This is a genomic window from Methanosarcina sp. MSH10X1 (assembly GCF_004099695.1).
GTDB lineage: Archaea > Halobacteriota > Methanosarcinia > Methanosarcinales > Methanosarcinaceae > Methanosarcina.
In genome coordinates, this window is the sequence record NZ_SCHL01000001.1 from 354600 (window position 1) to 372555 (window position 17956).

Genomic DNA, 17956 nt, shown 5'->3' on the forward strand with positions numbered 1-17956 from the left:
CTCATTTTCAAGTTTTTAAATCCTTAATGGAAATTCAACTAAGCTTTAAACCAGATTTAAAGGGACTTAAACCAGAGTTAAATCAGCTTAATAGCATCTCCGCTTTAGATGAGCTGCTCTTCAAGCGTTTTATCAGTCCCACGTTTGCTGTGCTTGAAACCTTTTGAATTGTTTTCAAAGTCTTTTTCAGAATCATCCTCAAAGTCTTCGGACTCGTCACTCAGATCGTCTTCAAACTCTTCAAAATCAGCCTCAAACGTTTCTCCTTCTTCGAAAATTGCCTCAACCGGTTCTGCTTCTGACATCTCCAGGTATGATTCAGAAAGCCTGGGAGCAAGGAAGCATGCAGTATGACTTCCCTGAACCAGAGCCACTTCCTCGGGAGTTCCTTCGGCAATGATTTTTCCGCCTGCATTCCCGCCTTCGGGACCTAGATCGAGTATATGGTCTGCGGATTTGATTACGTCCAGGTTGTGCTCGATTACAACCACAGTATTTCCTTTTGCTACAAGCCCGTTAAGGACTGCAATGAGTTTTTTGACGTCATGGAAGTGAAGCCCGGTTGTGGGTTCGTCAAGGAGGTAAATTGTCTTTCCTGTACCCTTTTTAGAGAGCTCCCTTGTAAGTTTGATTCTCTGGGCTTCGCCGCCTGAAAGCGTTGTTGAGCTCTGCCCAAGCTTGATGTAGCCCAGCCCGACCCTTGTAAGGGTATCAAGTTTACCTTTGATTGCAAGAATATTCTCGAAATGTTCGGCAGCCTCCTCTACGGTCATATTAAGGACCTCAGCAATGGATTTGCCCCTGTACTTTACTTCGAGGGTTTCCCGGTTGTAGCGCGTTCCTTTGCACTCTTCACATTCGATATATACGTCAGGCAGGAAGTTCATTTCGATTTTTATCAGCCCATCTCCCTGGCAGGCCTCGCAGCGCCCTCCCTTTACGTTGAAAGAAAAGCGCCCGTTTTTATAACCCCGGATTTTGGCTTCTTTGGTTTCTGCAAAAGCCTGCCTGACAGCGTCAAAGACCTTAGTATAGGTTGCAGGGTTCGAACGGGGAGTCCTGCCAATAGGACTCTGGTCAATAACGATTACCTTGTCAATCTCGGAATCAAAAACCAGCTCATCATAGTCCCCTGGAGTTACATTTGATTTGTTTATCTTTTTCGTCAGGGCTTTGTACAGGGTATCGTAGATAAGCGTAGATTTTCCGGATCCCGAAACCCCTGTAACCACGGTCAGGACTCCTATCGGGATATTCACATCTACGTCCTTCAGGTTGTTTGCCCTGCACCCTTTAAGCCTTATGAACGCATCGCTCTGCCTGCGGAGGGCAGGTGGTTTTATCTGTTTTTCCCCTGAGAGGTACTGACCTGTCAGAGACTCAGGGTGATTTTCAATTTCTTCAGGCGTGCCCTCGGCTACCACATAACCACCATGAATGCCTGCACCCGGACCTATATCGAGTACATAGTCGGCAGCCCGAATAGTATCCTCATCATGCTCAACGACTATGAGGGTATTTCCAAGATCCCGCAGGGTCTGGAGGGTCTGGATAAGCCTTGCATTGTCCCTCTGATGCAGCCCTATTGAGGGTTCGTCAAGCACATAGAGCACACCCATGAGGTTTGAGCCGATCTGGGTAGCCAGCCGGATTCGCTGGGCTTCTCCGCCTGAGAGAGTGCCTGCGCTCCGGGAAAGGGTGAGATAACCGAGCCCGACATGCTCAAGGAAGCTAAGCCTGGAGCGGATCTCATTTAAGACTTGCTTCGCGATCTCTCTTTCCTTTTCCGAGAGATCTAAATTTTCGAAGAAACGGATGCAGTCCAGAATAGAGAGATTGGTCGTATCTACAATGGACTTTCCGCCGAGTTTTACTGCAAGCACTTTTTCCTTCAGGCGCCGACCTTCACACTTCGGACAGGGCTTGACCTGCATGAATTTTTCAAGTTCTTTTCGCCGGTACTCGGATTTAGTCTGGCTGTACAGTCTCTCGGACTGAGGAAGCAGCCCTTCCCAGGTCCCTTTATGAGACCAGTGGCCATCTCCGTTCTTTGTGCTCATCTCGAACTGCATGCGTTCGTCCGAGCCGTACATTAGCACGTTGTACTGCTCATTTGTTAGAGCATCAAGTGGGGTGAAAATATCAAACCCGAAGTGTTTTGCTACGGCTCCCAGATGCTGGCTCCGGTAACTGTCCAGGTAATTTCTGTACAGGGCGACAGCTCCGTCCGCAAGACAGAGGCTCTTATTCGGAATTATAAGGTCAGGGTCGAACTCCATCTTGAAGCCTAGCCCGTTACAGGCTTCACAGGCTCCGAAGGGGCTGTTAAAGGAAAACATCCTGGGCTGGAGTTCTTCGAAAGCCATGCCGCAGACCGGACACGCCATATTCGAGGAATAAAGGCGGTCCTTTCCTTCCGAATCAACTGCGATTAAGAGCCCGCCTGCCTTCTGAAGGGCGTTTTCACAGGCTTCGACAAGCCTTGAACGGTCTTCTGAAGGGTCCAGCCGGTCAATCACGACTTCAATATCATGTTTTTTATAGCGGTCAAGGGTGATTTCATCGTCAGTCCTGTGAATCTCCCCGTTTACCCTCATCCGGGCAAAACCCTCGCTATTCAATTCCCTGAAGAGATGCTGGTATGTCCCTTTCTTCTGCCGAACCACAGGCGCGAGAATAGTGACCATACCCTCGCATTCCCTGCTGAGGCTATCCGCAATCTTTTCAGGAGATTGGGATTCGATTTTTATATTGTGGGTCGGGCAGTAAGGCGTGCCTACCCTTGCAAAAAGCAGCCTCAGATAGTCATAAATTTCCGTGACGGTCCCGACCGTACTTCTAGGATTTTTTGAAGTCGTTTTCTGCTCAATGGAAATCGCCGGAGATAACCCTTCGATGCTGTCCACATCCGGCTTGTTCATAAGCCCGAGGAACTGCCGCGCATAAGCCGAGAGGGACTCCACGTAGCGCCGCTGTCCTTCGGCATAAATCGTATCAAAAGCCAGGGTAGATTTCCCTGAGCCCGAAACGCCTGTAATGACAATGAATTTGTCCCGCGGGAGTTCCACCGTGATATCTTTCAGGTTGTGTTCCCGTGCCCCTTTAATAATAATATTTTTCATTTTTCTTCTCTCGGGTTTTTATCCAGTTGAATCGGTTAGATGAGAATTTTAATGTGTGAGAATTTAATGTATGGCAGTTTTAAGGTAAGAGTAAAATCTGAGCCAGGTCCGGACTTTAAAGTTTGAGCTCTAAAAATCCAGAAATAATATGAGTTAATATGAGTTTATGAATCTCAGGAACTTTTTGAATGGCTTAAAGCTTGCGTTTTCGTATCAAGCCGTTCATTCAGGCAGATAATTCTATGTATTATTATAAATAATTAGTTATAATTGATTGATATTGATTTCATCCAGACTACAGATGACAATTTTCTGATTCACATACCCCGTTTTTCAATACATACAGCAGAATGCAGCCTTGTTATTAATAGAGTAATATAGCAAAGTGAAAGTATTAAGCAACAAATAAATGGTTTTTCGGATTCATATGCAAGAAATCAGGCATACCGATAGTGAATTGTATAACTTCTTATGATCAATTTTGAAACTGTTTTTCTTCTAATACTTTCAGTCCGTAATAGTGTGATTTTTCTCTACAAACCAGTGTGAATAAACCTGTTAAGCAAGGAATTTATCCTCAAAAAATAATGAGGAAAAAACATCGGTAAACTGCAAGAAGAGCGGAATTTAAGCTTTCGATCATACAACGGATGGTTAGATTATGCGGATCATATAAATAATTATCTACTTTAGAATATTTTAGTAGAAATATGTGAAATTTGCAAAGAAGTTCCCCAATATCAGAATTTATTTGTTCTATTAAAAGAATTCTCTTTGAGAAAAAATCAGAACCTGAAATAGATCGCAGAGTAAGTTTTACAAAATTTTGAAAAAACTGTTAGAAATATTTACAGTTTTATAGAACAGTGCTAATCACATAACGTAAAAGGGTAATCCAGGTGTAAAATGAAGGATATAAGCTGGCTACTTAATACTCCTATTGCTCACAGAGGATGCCATTCATCAGACGTCCCGGAAAATAGTATTGAAGCTTTTAGTGAGGCAATAAAACAGGGGCTTAATATTGAATTAGACGTTCATAAGACGAAAGATGATATACTTGTTGTGTTTCACGACAGTAACTTATTTCGGTTAACCTCGCTTAATAAAATAGTCGAGGATTGTACCTACTCAGAAATCAAAAAATTAGTATTAAACAAAAGTAATGAAAGAATTCCTACATTAAAAAATGTTCTTGATTATGTAAATGGTCAGGTGGGTTTACTAATTGAGATAAAACAGCATCCTGATATTGGTAAACTTGAAGAGCTGATTTCTCAAAGTCTTGACACTTATAAGGGGAACTTTGCGGTACAGTCATTTGATCCTCTAATCTTAAAATGGTTTTATAAAAACCGTTCATGGTATATTCGAGGCCAGCTTTCGAGCGGATTAAAAGGGGAAAAGATCTCCTTCTTAAAAAAGTTTCTACTACAAAATTTGATTGTCAATTTGATCAGTAAGCCTGATTTTATATCTTATAATTATGTTTATCTCAACCTATGGATAAAATTAATATCGGTAATGTCTCGGGTTCCAATTATTGTCTGGACAGTTCATGATTCTGTTACTGCACGAAGAGTCAGACGAATGGCTAAAAATATAATCTTTGAGAATTTTAATATAGAAACAGTTATGCAAAGAGAGTGATAGAGTCAATAAAAAACTTTTAACTCCCCCAAAGCTTTCTAAATATTTATGGTAATTCGGAGAGAAGTATATACAAACCCACCCCTGTATATCTTTTACACGGAAACTTAACATTCACATGGAAGCTTGAAACCTAACATTCACATGGAAGCTTGAAACTTAACATTCACATGGAAGCTTAATACTTCGATTGAAGTACAGGATGCTTTTTATAGAGGTTTTCAATGAAAAAAATGAGTTTATTATTGATTATGCTGCTAATTAGCAGCGGATTCAGCGGTTGTATAGGACAGGAAAAGCCCGTGCAAGATAATAATTCAACAACTCCTTCCTATAATAGCACCCAGAACGGGCATTCCGGTTTCTGGACAATGTTATTCTGGTCAAGTCTCTGGCACAGGCACATAACACCGAATATCCGTGCTGCAAAATCCTACATTGCCCCCGACCCTGTAACAAAAACGGATGCATCCAGCCTATATAAAAGGGTTGACGCAAAAGATCCGATCGATACAGCAGAAAAAACGGATAAAAAATCATTAATTCCTGATACCGGAAGCAAACCGAAACCGAAAATAAAAACAACCACACCACGCATCAGGCGAGGCGGGAGACGTTAACATATTTTCCTGGTCTATTTGTGAGATCCTCAGGATCTCACCCTGACTTACTGTCTTAGACACCTTTTTTACCATCACATTAAGGTCCTATAATTTTAGATATAATTTTGTTACCATTTTTATTTTCAGGCCAGTTAATCCAGATTTTACAGACTAACCTCAATGATTGCAGGTTAAATAACAGATGAAGCCTTAAAAATTACAATTCCCACAAAAATAAGAAACAAAGGCAAGATTGCTATATTAAGAGATTCACTAAGGTTTTTATTCCATAGTTTAGATGCTGAGATGATTTCTTTTAAGGAAAGAAGTATTATGAGCCCGAAAACTACAGTAGCACCGTATTGAGGTAAACCCCTGGTTGTAATCACAGATATGGAACTGGAAAAAATAGCACCTGAGGAGATAATGCTTAACAACATAGAAAGTCCTTTGATAATTATTGGCTTATATTTCTATATATAAAATAAAATGTCTTAATTTTTTATCATTCGGATTATAAATAAACAACCAGGATGTAGATAAAAAGAGAAGAAAAAGTTCTCAGTATAACTATTAAGTACATGACAGTCGGCTAAAGAGCTGAAATTCTATAAGGAGTATTGAAGTTGAGTGGAAAAAAGGCTTTTAAGTCTCAAAAACTGACAGGGCACTGATATGCAATAAAAGACTCAATTAAGGTTCTTTAACCAGAAAACACGGAAAGCACTGAAACTGCTGAGGGGCTTGACCTTGTTTTTTTCATGATGTGTTTTCCGTGAGTTCAGTGGTTCGTTCTTTCGTTTGAGCTTAATAATGAACTTTGATACTGACGTCACTCTCGTGAGCGAGGCGGACCGCCTTCATGCTTTACTTATCGTATGTTTCTGATTAAGCTGGATATCGAATGCAGTAAAATTCCGGTAAAAGCCATAAAAGTCCCGGTCAGAGTTAGCAGGACCATCAAAACAGTAGGCCCGAAATAAAGACTTCCACCAAGATAAAAGGTTTGTAAAAAACTGAGGCCCATGTATATTCCGCATATCCCGATGGCAACTCCGGGCAGAGTAAAACAATATAGGGGTTTTTTAAACTCTATATCTTTACAGACTTTCAACAAAACACCCAGCCCATGCCTTATAGGATTTTCCGTCGAGCCGTCGACATCATATCTTACGTCTATTTCTACCTCTTTAATCCGTAGTCCGGACCTGCTGGCATCTGCAAGCATTTCGCTCTCTATTGCCATACCTTGAGCATTGAAGCGAAAGATATCTTTTGTAGAAGCTGCAAAAGCACGAAACCCGCTCTGAGAATCAGTAATTCGGATTCCAGAGTTCATGATGGTAACTTTGTCCAAAACGGTCTGTCCCAATCGACGGTAAGCAGGCGTGTCTGTAATATGACCATTCAAGTAACGGCTGCCGTTAACCATATCAGCCTCACCTTTAAGGATAGGGTCTACCAGTTTCGGAATATCTGCAGGGTTATGCTGCCCGTCCGAATCCATGGTGACTATAATATCTGCACCTTCGGCAGCTTCAAAGCCAGTCTTAAATGCCATGCCCTTTCCTTTATTCAGAGGATGCACAACTACCTCAGCCCCTGCATTGGCAGCTACCTCAGCTATCCTGTCCGAACTTCCATCCTCAATAACTATTACCCGGTCAACATGTCTTCTTGTAAGCAAAACAACGCTCCCCATAGATACCTCCTCGTTATAAGCCGGAAGAAATTTGAATACATATAGACGACCGAGAATGTGTTTTTTTCAGGAATATTCAGAGGAGATTCCCCGAAAGCCCGCTTTGTCAGATAAAAGATACAATCTTTTTTGATACCAGAGTAAAAGTAAAAGTTTATTTGAGCTGTGAGCCTTCCGGCTCTTACTTCAATTCCCTGACCTGGATTCCTTTTTCCCGTATCTTTCAACTTTATCGGTATCAGGTACACTTTTCTTTGACCAGTGCCCCGCAAGTAGAGCTCCTGACAGGTTATGCCAGATGCTGAAAATTGCACCCGGGAGTGCGGCTGCAGCCGAAAAATGTTTTATCGCAAGGGCGACGCTCAGGCCGGAGTTCTGCATCCCGACTTCGATTGCAATAGTACGTGCTTCGGTTTCGCTGAATCTGAGGGCTTTTGAAACCCAGTAACCGCCCGCAAGGCCAAGCCCATTATGCAGGATTACCGCAAGCAGCACCAGCGGGCCACTCTGTTCAAGGCTCTCGCTATTTGTCCCTATAATTATGGCAATAATGATCACTATGGCTGCGGCTGAGATTGCCGGAAAAACCTCCCTGACCGCGCTTATTCGCTTTTCGAAGAAATAATTGATTGTAAGCCCGAAAACCACAGGTACAATTACCACATTTACAACACTCACGAGCATACCAGTGACATCAACGTCGACAGTCTGGCCTATAAAAACCCAGGTGAGGAAGGGCGTTGCGAGAAAAGCGAACAACGTAGAGACTGAAGTAAGGACTATTGAAAGAGCCACATCGGCTTTTGCTAAATAAGAAATCACATTCGAAGCCGTGCCCCCCGGACAGCACCCAAGCAGGATTACGCCCGCAGCCAGGTCGGCAGGGAGTTTCAGAACCAGGCAGACAATCCAGGCTGCAAGGGGCATAAGAGTGTATTGCATTAAAGTGCCCAGGAGGACCACTGACGGCTTCTTCAATACTGTAAGGAAACTGTTCACCGAGAGAGTAACTCCCATCCCGAGCATAATCAGGCTTAGAAAAGGAACAATAAACCCCTGGTGGGGAGCAAAGTACCCGGGATAAGCATATGCGACAGCCGATAAGAGAACCGCCCAGAGGGGGAACAAGGATGTAAATTTTTTAAGTATTTCTTGATACACTATCTCACCAGATTTGCAGGTTGAAGCATTTTTCCAAAGCATTGTGAAGGCAGTAAATTATTAAACTCTGGTAAATGCACCTGGGTTTGCACATTATAAGCAGCGCTTTATTCTTTCGAAATTCCTTGAGAACTTAGAATAAAGAACTGGATTAAAGAACTGGATTAAAGAACTGATTGTAAGTGTTATTTATAAAAATAAATAAAATTGTTATTTAAAAATATATTCATTTTTCGACGATAAATAATATAGCTTTCACTAATTTTGGAACGACCTCTTTTTGTACACGATCTATACCTTCATCGAATGCTTATTTGAAGATTTTATAAAACGGAAATTTCCATAGAAACTCTTAAATCTTTTGGAAGATAACTAGACAAATATTTTTTTTATGTGGAACAAATACTAAAAATAAAGAAGGTGAAGTACATAAAAACTAAAACAAAATGTTCAATAATTTTTGCTCTAACAGCTCATTTTTTATTGCTGATTCTGATTTCGTCTGCAGTATCAGCAACTTCAGCACAAAACTCGTCAGTTACGGGTCCGGATGGATATCAGAACTCCTCGATTATAGATCCGGATGGATATCAGAACTCCTCGGTAACAGGACCGTACGCATATATTACCAGTTCCGATACCGCTACTGTTTATGTAATTGACACCGCGACAAATAGTATTACAGATATTATAGATACGGAAACATACACCACTACAGATGACTGGTATGGAGGAGATCAACCTTTTGGGGTTGCAGTCACACCTGATGGAACAAGAGTATATGTGACGAATGAAGGCAGTGGTACTATCACTGTGATTGACACAACGACAAACAATGTTACAGCATTAGTGGATGTAAAAGGCGTTCCTCGAGGAATTACAGTCAGCCCGGATGGAACAAAAGCATATGTAGTAACTGCTTCTGGAACTCGTGGGACTGTCTCTGTAATTGACACTGCAACAAATAATGTTACAGCCACAGTAAAGGCAGGAAATGACCCTCAAGGAGTTGCAGTTAGTCCAGATGGAACAGAGGTGTATGTGGCGAACAAGAATAGTCACACAGTTTCTATAATTGACACGGCAAGAAATAAGCTTAAAGCAACAGTATCTGTAGCCTACATGCCCAGGTATTCCGGAAGCGGTCCTGTTGGAATTGTGGTCACTCCGGATGGCTTGAAGGCATATGTAGCTAACTATTACACTGTCTCGGTAATTGACATAGCCACAAAAACCGTTACAGACACCGTGAATTTAGGAGGTGGACTTTGCGGAGTTGCAGTTAGTCCAGATGGAACAAAGGTATATGTGGCAAACTCCTGGGACTGTAGCGTCTCTATAATTGATACGGCTACAAACACTGTTACAGCTACAGTTAAAGTAGGAGATAGCCCATCCGGAATTGCAGTTACTCCGGATGGAGCAAAAGTGTATGTGCCAAATTATTGGGACAACACTGTCTCTGTAATTGACACAACCACAGATACCGTTATAGCTACGTTCAACGCAGGAAGTCGCCCACGTTCTTTCGGACAATTTATTGGTCCTGCCAGTGAACAGTATATAAATCCTGCCGCAAATTTCAACACCAATGTCACCGAGGGTTATGTTCCTTTCTCCGTGCAGTTTACAGACCTATCAGAGAATACAACCGCATTGAACTGGGACTTTGAAAACGACGGAATTGTTGACTCTACAGAAAGAAATCCGATATATGAGTACGCAATTCCGGGAAACTATACCGTTAATCTGACTGCGGCAAACAAAAATGGCACGAATTCAACATTTGAAACGATAACAGCTTTAGAAAAACCTGTACCTCCTGCCAGCCACTGGGAATTTTCCCCTGCAGAACCTGTTTCCGGGGATACCCTTAATATTAACGGGAGTGCTTTTCCGGGGGAGAAAGTCAACGCATTCGTGACTTTTGAGAAAACGGTTCCTGTCTCAAAGGGAAAATTTGAATATAGCATTAAAGATGTGGAAATTCCTGGGGGTTTTGACAATTCCTTTGTGGTCGAAGCCAGCGGGGCTAAAGATCTTAACGTAAGGGTAAAAAAGCTTATCTGGATAACAAAAAGCTCAGAAGCTTCCGGGGATATTGCAGTCGTCTCTCAATCAAATGTTCCTCCGGGAACCTATAGAGTAAAGATTGATGGAGATGCTGGAAAAGGGATTTCGGAAGTTAATCTGAAGATTACAGCTTTACAAGAGGTAAAAGTTTATTCGAATGGGGATTTCAACTACTCCTATAAAACAAAAGCGATTCCCCCAGGAAAGTTCAAGATAAAAATGGGAAATATCACGAAAGAGATAACCATTAAACCGGAGAAAATTAAGAAGTGTATGCCAGTTCTCCCAGTAGCTAATTTCTGCATCAATGCTGATGAAGGCTATGTTCCCCTTGGTGTGCAGTTTATAGACCTCTCGAAAGATTCAACCGGGTGGAACTGGGATTTTGGAGATGGAACCAACTCAACCAACCAGAACCCGGAGCATACTTTCTTTGCAGCAGGTAACTACACTGTCAACCTGACCGCAACCAATCGGAACGGTACGGATTCAAAGCTTGCATCAATAATGGTGCTGGAACAACCCGTACTTCCCCTTGCAGACTTCGACTTCAATACGACACAGAATTCTGATTCGTTTGAGGTGCAGTTTACAGACCTCTCTAAAAATGCAACCTCATGGAACTGGAATTTTGGAGACGGAAACACCTCAACTGAACAGAATCCGGTGTACACTTACTACATTAATCTCTATGAAGAAATCCGCTATGCCACACTAACCGTAACCAATGAAAACGGAACGGATTCGATACTAAGAGGTGTATCAGTTGGTGCCCCTGAACCTGTTTACTAACCTGTAGGGATAAACTTGCAATAAACAGGACAGGATATTAAAGACCTGGGCATCAAACTATAATAATTGAAGTCGAAAGAAAAATATATATTCAGTATCCAGACCCGGCGCATAATTCCCAGGTTAAATTTTTTACAGGCCCAGACCACTTTCGGCTTATTTTTTTCAAAAAGCCTTTCTTTTTTATATACAGGATACTTATTCTATTCCCACTCACATGCTTTAAGAAACTGCAGAAAAGAAGTCCTGTATTAACGGATCGGGTAAACACATTTTATCAGCCAGACCTGTGCAGGATATTCATCTATTCATTGATTTTACAGTTAGCACTTTCGGTTTATTGTAATATGTCTGTTAGCTTAGAACTCTACAGAACCCTGCCTTTTACGGAGCCTGAATTGCTATCTTATATATACAGCCTGTGCCGATACAATGCCCCATGAGACTGGATGCATACCTTGTTGATATGGGTTATTTCAAATCGAGGGGGCGAGCCAAGACTGCTATTGTTGCCGGGAATGTTAAGGTTAACGGGACAGCGGTAACAAAAGTTTCCAGAGATGTTTCTACCGAGGATGTAATCGAAGTTGCCGAAGGCCTGGATCAGCCTCAGGGTTATTTCAAGCTCAAGCATGTTCAGGAGGAAAGCGGAATTCTTAAACCCGGGGACATAGTGCTCGATCTGGGATCAAGTGCAGGCGGGTTTCTTCTTTTTGCCTCGGAAATTGCAGGTCATGTGAAAGGCATCGAGTTTAGCAGGGACTTCAGGAGCGAGCTTGGAAAAATCGCACATGAGAGAGAAAATGTAGAGGTAACATTCGGGGACGTTTTTACCGTACCCCTGAATTTGCTATCGGAAGAGCCTGTAGATGTTATTCTTTCGGATATGACCCTGGAGCCTGAGGATTCGGTCAAGGCTCTCTCAAGAGTGCTACCACTGCTGAAAACAGGAGGAAAGCTGCTTCAGGTTATCAAAATCCCAAAGCGAAAGAATCCAAAGCCAATCCTGAGTAAAATCGAGAATTTAGGGCTTGAAATCCAGCAGGTCGTAAGTTCTGAAAAACAGGAAATCTACGTAGTCGCAAGAAAACCCCTGCCCGAAGAGGAAAAGGAAAAGCCGCCCGAAGAAAAAGAATCCAGAGGTAGCAAAACGGATGACTGATGACAGAATAAAGGATTCGGAAGGTCCCATTCCCGCCAGGCAGGAATACACTGAGAACGTGGAGACGCAGCCCGGAGAGATAACGACAGATTCGCACCCGGATGCAGGGATGAGAATATACGGCAGCGGAAAGCCAGTACGGCTGTTTGTTGCAGGCCTGCACGGAGAGGAGTGGAAAGATACAACCGAACTCCTGAAGAACATAAAACCTTCAGAAACCGGTACTCTGGCTTTAATTCCTCTCGTGGACCGTGGAAAGTATGTTTCAACCCTGAGTCCTGATTACTATTCCGGGCCAGGAAAGAAGATCCTCAGGGCAATTGAAGCTCTAAAACCCGAAATCTATATCGAGCTCCATTCATATTCCAGCCAGAATTTTGAAAAGCTGGCTGGAAAGAACAGGCTTGAGCTCATAGGAGTGCCTGCCTACAGCATTTTGAAAGATGGTGTGCTCCTTGGCTCGGTTTCTCCCTGGATCCGGAGGAAATACTTTCCAAAAGAAGCTCTCTGTCTTTCTTTTGAATTACAGAAAGGAAGTGTCGAGTCGAGAAAATTTACCGCTAAAATGCTTGCAATTCTCAAGGAAATTCAATCAAGGGATGAATTCATAGAATTTATGAAAAAAGAATTCCCTGCCCAGGCAAAAAAAGCAATTGAGGATTACCGGCGGTTTTACGGGGAAATCTAAATTCTTTAGTTTTTTATCCGTCTTGTTGTAAGGTCACAAGTTCGGAATTGATTTTCAGAAATACATGTTCCTTTTCTTGTAGATAATTCTAAGCAGATCCAAATTGCCTTTTATAATAATTAGTCAGAATGACTTCACTTATCGCGTATAACTACAAGCTTGTTACAATATGTTTTATTCAAAATCATTTCGCCTTTAAATTTCTGGTATTATAATTATGTATCGAACATAGTGGTTTACTATTCAATTTAATTTAATTTTGAATCTGCTGAACAGACAAAAAAGTAAAAAGAGATATTTCATTTTGAATATCCCTTTAAGCTCATGGGTAATGACGCATCAATGATGTCGTATGCTTTGAAGTTATTTTTCCTTTGCTGTCAAAATAGATGCTATCATATCCTTTGGGATTATTTTGGTAGTGGTAGAAGCTTATCTTATTTTCATTTTGATCTTGCCATATATCCCATTTCCACTCAGGATGATCAGATTGCGAAGCTATTGAAACGGTTTCTATAAAGTCGCTTACCCCTTGATACTTATTTACGAATGTTACTACTTCAGATTTAGTGGGAAGGCTTGAGCTTGGTATGCCAGTATCTGAACCTATACCTGAGCCAGTATCTGACCCTATACCTGAACCAGTATCTGAACTTATACCTGAACCAGTATCTGAACTTATACCTGAACCAGTATCTGAACCTATACCTGAACCAGTATCTGAACTTATACCTGAACCAGTTCCTGTGTTATCGGATGCTTGTTCAGGATTTACAGAAGGCATAACAGTGATATAGTTTGTTTTTATTTCCATATCATCATCTGCTTCATTGGTAACGGCCTCTGTTACCGTGTAGACTCCGGCTTTTTGATAGGTATGCTCTGGGTTCTGCTTGGTTGAGGTAACTTTATCCCCAAAGTTCCAATTCCACGAATCTGGTGATCCGGTGCTCATGTCATAAAACTGTACCGTTAGTGGTGCTTCTCCGGAAGTTCTATCTGCAAAAAAGTCGGCAGCAGGGAATACAGGTTCTTCTATAACATTTGTATATCCCGGATTTGTATCATAATCATCGAGTGCTTGCGGAACCCCAGACTGATTTTCATCAGTCCCATTTATCAGTGCAATTCCACCAAGCATCATAAAACATAGAATTGCCCCGATAGCTAACTTTTTTAGTGCATCATGTTTTGCTTTTATTTTAGCGTCTTTCCTTGCTTTCTCTTCAGCTTTTTGCCTTTTCTTCTTTTCCTCTTCTTCTCTTGCTCTTTCCACTTCTTCCCCATTTTGTTTTGATTGAGTGTCTCCCCCTCTTGGTTCCTTTTTCTTGCTATCTTTAGTTTTAGATAATTCTTTATCATATTCTTTTCTTTTTTCGGCGTCTAACAAAACTTCCTTAATTTCGTTAATACGCTTAGTGATACCATCAGCCCATACATCCTTGCAAATATCTGGATGATATTTAATCAAAAGCCTTTTACAGGCTGCGTTAATCTCTTTACTCGTCGCGTCTCTTTTAACACCAATAAATTCATAAAAGTCATCGGTCAGATTCTCCATTTTACCATTCCATTAAGATCTTATCCAAAAAATTATGATTTTCTATACTTTTCAATTGGCATTCCACTCTGGAAATGATAGTCGGAAATGAGTTCGAACGTAATTTTTCAACGCTCCATTATGGTTTTAATAAATTCCAAGTCGATTAAGCTGTAGGGATGCCGGAATTAACGTAGTATTCTGATAGAGCCGTGAATTTTACGAATTTCTTCATCTTAAGTTCTATACGTATATCAGTAACTTTTAAAAATTCACTAACAACCTTAGAGAGTTCAGGCGAGATTAATTTTATATGATCTGGATGATATTTTTGCATTAATTTTCTATGTCCTAGCCAAATTTCTTTAGTTGTTGCATTTGTTGGAACTGCCAGAATTAGATAACAGATTTGATAGCATTCTTTTATAATTCCCTTCATTGTTTTAGGTTAGTTACTCACACGTGTGCTTGGGAATATGAATATGCAAGTTCATATGCTTCCGTCACACTGTGTGCTTTATTGTTATCATTAGCTCGGAGCCAGTCCTGGTGCTTTTACATAGAGTTCACCATTCGGGGGGTCCCATTTCGCATCACATATAAAACCTCTACCTGATTTTACTTGTCCAAGACTCTGATAATCTGACATATCTTTCGCCTGTGTATGAATTACGACACTTATTTAACGGTGCATAAATTAAGATTTTTATTTTAATGTTGTATATCGTATTTTTGAAAAGGTTTTCTAATTTTCTTTGTACCTGATATAATATATATATGTTACCATATTAATCAATAGAGGTTTTCACATACATGATATTAGAGCTCATTCTAAAACCAACGTTATTCTCAAAATCATTAGATTTTTAGAATTGTTTTCACGATTGGAAGCTCAAAAGAGAATTGCAAATTAAAATCTAAAAAAGCAATTTTGAGTTTTTGAATCATCTCTTGTTATGAGTCGGTCCTAAAACTAATATTATTTGAAATTATAACTTTACTATATTCATTCTGTGAAATTGATGACGCCCTGAGGGAACACATAAAGTGTTCCCTAAAAATATATAATTTGGCTCTTCGTCATTCTCTATAGATAATACTATTTTCAATTCAAGACCGCAGAGGGTTTTAAGAGAACAATATGAGGATATCCACACAAAACAACGAAGAACCTATAATTTCTCAGTAACATAATCATTAATCCAGTACTGCGAGTTCAAAAAATATCCATAAAACATTTACTTTTTATTTGCATATTTATTAATGAATTTTTCACTAAACAAGTGACTTATTTTGGAATCGAGGCATTAATATTACATTAGCTCCAATACTAATATTGACAACAGATAAATTAAATTTATAAATATGTCTTCTCTTTACCCATCGTTCAGAAATTATTCAGACACTATAATAAGATCAAGTAGAGTTCTGAAAAAGCAGGAGGTATTTTCTGCAAATAACTTCTAAAAATTTGTTGGTTAAAAAATAGCTTATTGCCAAGCTGTCAGGAACCATATAGTTTAGAACTCAAAAACTAAACCTGAAAAACAAATTAGAAAAAGAAGTTAAAAATCAGTTCTGAAGAAAGATTTAAAAAGAAGCTGCAGAAAAAAACTGCAGCTTTTCTATATTTATTTGCTATTTTGATTTAAGCTTGTTTTATCTGCGCATGTTAAGCTGTGGCGCTGCCATGCCGTCGTAGGTGCTTGCCATATGCTCGGGTTTGACGTCCTGCATGTCAGAGCGCTGGGCGCGGAGAATATCATCTACACGCAGTACCATTACTGCGGCTTCGGAACCGGCTTTGATAGCGTTGACCTTAACCCTGAGAGGATCAACAACGCCTTTTTCGAGCATGTCCTCGGCAGCGCCTGTATTGATATTCAGGCCCGCGTATTTATTCTCGGCATGTTTTGCCCTCAGATTCACTATTGTGTTGATAGTATCCAGGCCTGCGTTTCTGGCAATTGTCTTCGGGATTTCTTCAAGAGCGTCTGCAAAAGCCTTGATTGCCATCTGCTCACGCCCGCCTATGCCGGGGGCATATGCACGAAGCCCGAGTGCAACTTCGATCTCGGAAGCGCCGCCGCCTGCAACAACCTTGCCATCTTCTACTGCGCACTTCACTACTTTGAGGGCATCGTCAATCGCACGTTGAAGATTGTCAACCACGTGTTCGGTACCGCCCCTGAGAACAATTGATACGGATTTTGCACCCTTGCAGGCCCTGATGTAAGTTTTACCCTGGTCGCCGTCCCTTTCCTGTTCAAGGAGCCCTGCATTTCCCAGCTCTTTCCCGGTCAGTTCCTTGATATTGCGGATAGGCCTTCCGCCTGTAGCGTCCGCAAGGTGCTGCATGTCTTCATTCTTAACCCTGCGTGTGGCATAAATCCCCCGTTCTTGCAGATAGGCTGCAATCTTGTCATCCATTCCCTTGGAACAGAAAACCGCGTTTGCACCTGCGCGGATAACATAGTCTGCCATTTCGAACAGGGCTGCTTCTTCCTGTTTTACGAAGTTCTCAATGTCGCCATATGTGCTGATCTGAAGTTTTGCTTTGTTTGCGGTCTTGGCGACTTCCATGGGGGTATCGATGAGGGCGATCCTCGGATTCTCTATTTTCAGAGGGAATTCCCTGTCCAGAGCAACCTTGTCTATTACAATGCCTTCGACAAACTCGGTATCTTCAATCTTGCCGCCGATATCTTTTGTAATAATAACGTCTTTAAGGTCGACTATTCCCCTCTCGCGAATAGCGAGTATGGCATCCACACAGAGTTCCGCAATCATGCGGTTATATTTCTCAGAAGCCTTCCCCGTAATAGAGGTTCTGGCAACTTCTACAAGCATATCCTTTTCGTTCTCGCCAGTTGAGATTGCAAGGTTCTCAAAAAGCTCGACAGCTTTCTCAGCTGCAAGCCTGTATCCCTTGACAATAACTGAAGGATGAACTCCGCTCTCAATAAGGCTCTCTGCCTTTTCCAGCAGACTGCCTGTGAGCACAACAGCGCTTGTAGTCCCGTCACCGGCCGAGCTTTCAAGTGACTCGGCAACTTCCACAACCATTTTGGCTGCCGGATGCTCGATGGACATATCGTGTAAAATGGTTGCACCGTCATTTGTAATTGCGATGTCCCCAATAGGATTAACAAGCATCTTGTCCATTCCTCTCGGTCCGAGTGTGCTCTTGACTATGCTGGCCACTGCCTTTGCAGCCGCAATATTCATGCTGAGCGCTTCTTTTCCCTTTGTCTGCTCTTTTCTAGGATCTACTATTATAATTGGCTGGCCACCTTTTTCCATCTGAACCAAAACCTCCTTAAGATGAAGTATATGTGTCGAAGACTTTTACTTAATAATTTGAAATTGTCCTGGCTTACAGTCACTTTTAGCCCGAAATCAGCCTGAAAATATGATTTTATCAGCTGCCTTATCTGAAGCAGTATTAATCACAAAATTACTGA

Annotated in this window: 11 protein-coding genes; 5 read left to right on the forward strand and 6 right to left on the reverse strand. The window is 41.4% G+C overall.

The genetic code is table 11. The annotated features are described in order from the left end of the window. Nucleotides 1-104: 104 nt before the first annotated feature. Complete coding sequence (gene uvrA, locus EQO05_RS01440) at nucleotides 105-3122, reverse strand: excinuclease ABC subunit UvrA (RefSeq protein WP_128503038.1); 3018 nt, start codon at nucleotides 3120-3122, stop codon at nucleotides 105-107. A gap of 906 nt (nucleotides 3123-4028) precedes the next feature. On the opposite strand from uvrA, the gene EQO05_RS01445 reads away from it, so the two are divergent. Continuing rightward, a complete protein-coding gene (locus tag EQO05_RS01445; RefSeq protein ID WP_128503040.1) occupies nucleotides 4029-4772 on the forward strand; it encodes a glycerophosphodiester phosphodiesterase family protein in 744 nt (247 codons plus the stop codon). 224 nt (nucleotides 4773-4996) lie between these two features. Beyond that, complete coding sequence (locus EQO05_RS01450; RefSeq protein WP_128503042.1) at nucleotides 4997-5392, forward strand: hypothetical protein; 396 nt, start codon at nucleotides 4997-4999, stop codon at nucleotides 5390-5392. Nucleotides 5393-6245: 853 nt separating this feature from the next. Here EQO05_RS01450 and EQO05_RS01460 read toward each other — a convergent pair. Continuing rightward, nucleotides 6246-7133, reverse strand: coding sequence for a glycosyltransferase family 2 protein (locus EQO05_RS01460; protein ID WP_255420818.1), 888 nt, complete (start codon nucleotides 7131-7133; stop codon nucleotides 6246-6248). A gap of 129 nt (nucleotides 7134-7262) precedes the next feature. After that, a complete protein-coding gene (locus EQO05_RS01465; protein ID WP_240664265.1) occupies nucleotides 7263-8237 on the reverse strand; it encodes a bile acid:sodium symporter family protein in 975 nt (324 codons plus the stop codon). 483 nt (nucleotides 8238-8720) lie between these two features. Here EQO05_RS01465 and EQO05_RS01470 point away from each other — a divergent pair, with 483 nt between their 5' ends. The 3 genes from EQO05_RS01470 (at nucleotide 8721) to EQO05_RS01480 (ending at nucleotide 12952) form a co-directional block, all read left to right on the forward strand. Next, entirely contained in the window at nucleotides 8721-11102 is a 2382-nt protein-coding gene (locus tag EQO05_RS01470; RefSeq protein WP_128503047.1) for a PKD domain-containing protein, read from the forward strand. 439 nt (nucleotides 11103-11541) lie between these two features. Then, nucleotides 11542-12264 carry a S4 domain-containing protein gene (locus tag EQO05_RS01475; RefSeq protein WP_128503169.1) on the forward strand — a complete coding sequence of 241 codons (723 nt, stop codon included), beginning with the start codon at nucleotides 11542-11544 and terminating at the stop codon, nucleotides 12262-12264. A 109-nt stretch (nucleotides 12265-12373) separates the two neighbouring features. Continuing rightward, nucleotides 12374-12952, forward strand: coding sequence for a DUF2119 domain-containing protein (locus tag EQO05_RS01480; protein ID WP_164888440.1), 579 nt, complete (start codon nucleotides 12374-12376; stop codon nucleotides 12950-12952). 322 nt (nucleotides 12953-13274) lie between these two features. Here EQO05_RS01480 and EQO05_RS15725 read toward each other — a convergent pair whose 3' ends face one another. The 3 genes from EQO05_RS15725 to thsA all read right to left on the reverse strand — a co-directional run bounded on the left by EQO05_RS15725 (nucleotide 13275) and on the right by thsA (nucleotide 17795). Beyond that, nucleotides 13275-14513 (reverse strand): DnaJ domain-containing protein, encoded by a 1239-nt coding sequence (locus tag EQO05_RS15725; RefSeq protein ID WP_205793650.1) that lies wholly within the window; start codon nucleotides 14511-14513, stop codon nucleotides 13275-13277. Between the two features lie 145 nt (nucleotides 14514-14658). Further along, nucleotides 14659-14931: a DnaJ domain-containing protein gene (locus EQO05_RS01500; RefSeq protein ID WP_128503049.1), complete on the reverse strand. Its 273-nt coding sequence runs from the start codon at nucleotides 14929-14931 to the stop codon at nucleotides 14659-14661. 1220 nt (nucleotides 14932-16151) lie between these two features. Continuing rightward, nucleotides 16152-17795, reverse strand: coding sequence for a thermosome subunit alpha (gene thsA, locus EQO05_RS01505; RefSeq protein ID WP_128503051.1), 1644 nt, complete (start codon nucleotides 17793-17795; stop codon nucleotides 16152-16154). Nucleotides 17796-17956 lie beyond the last annotated feature (161 nt).

Bases quoted from the DNA above. Each gene is read 5' to 3' on its own strand.
- uvrA (WP_128503038.1), bottom strand. From the start codon at position 3,122: ATGAAAAATATTATTATTAAAGGGGCACGGGAACACAACCTGAAAGAT.
- EQO05_RS01445 (WP_128503040.1), top strand. From the start codon at position 4,029: ATGAAGGATATAAGCTGGCTACTTAATACTCCTATTGCTCACAGAGGA.
- EQO05_RS01450 (WP_128503042.1), top strand. From the start codon at position 4,997: ATGAAAAAAATGAGTTTATTATTGATTATGCTGCTAATTAGCAGCGGA.
- EQO05_RS01475 (WP_128503169.1), top strand. From the start codon at position 11,542: ATGAGACTGGATGCATACCTTGTTGATATGGGTTATTTCAAATCGAGG.
- EQO05_RS01480 (WP_164888440.1), top strand. From the start codon at position 12,374: ATGAGAATATACGGCAGCGGAAAGCCAGTACGGCTGTTTGTTGCAGGC.
- EQO05_RS15725 (WP_205793650.1), bottom strand. From the start codon at position 14,513: ATGGAGAATCTGACCGATGACTTTTATGAATTTATTGGTGTTAAAAGA.
- EQO05_RS01500 (WP_128503049.1), bottom strand. From the start codon at position 14,931: ATGAAGGGAATTATAAAAGAATGCTATCAAATCTGTTATCTAATTCTG.
- thsA (WP_128503051.1), bottom strand. From the start codon at position 17,795: ATGGAAAAAGGTGGCCAGCCAATTATAATAGTAGATCCTAGAAAAGAG.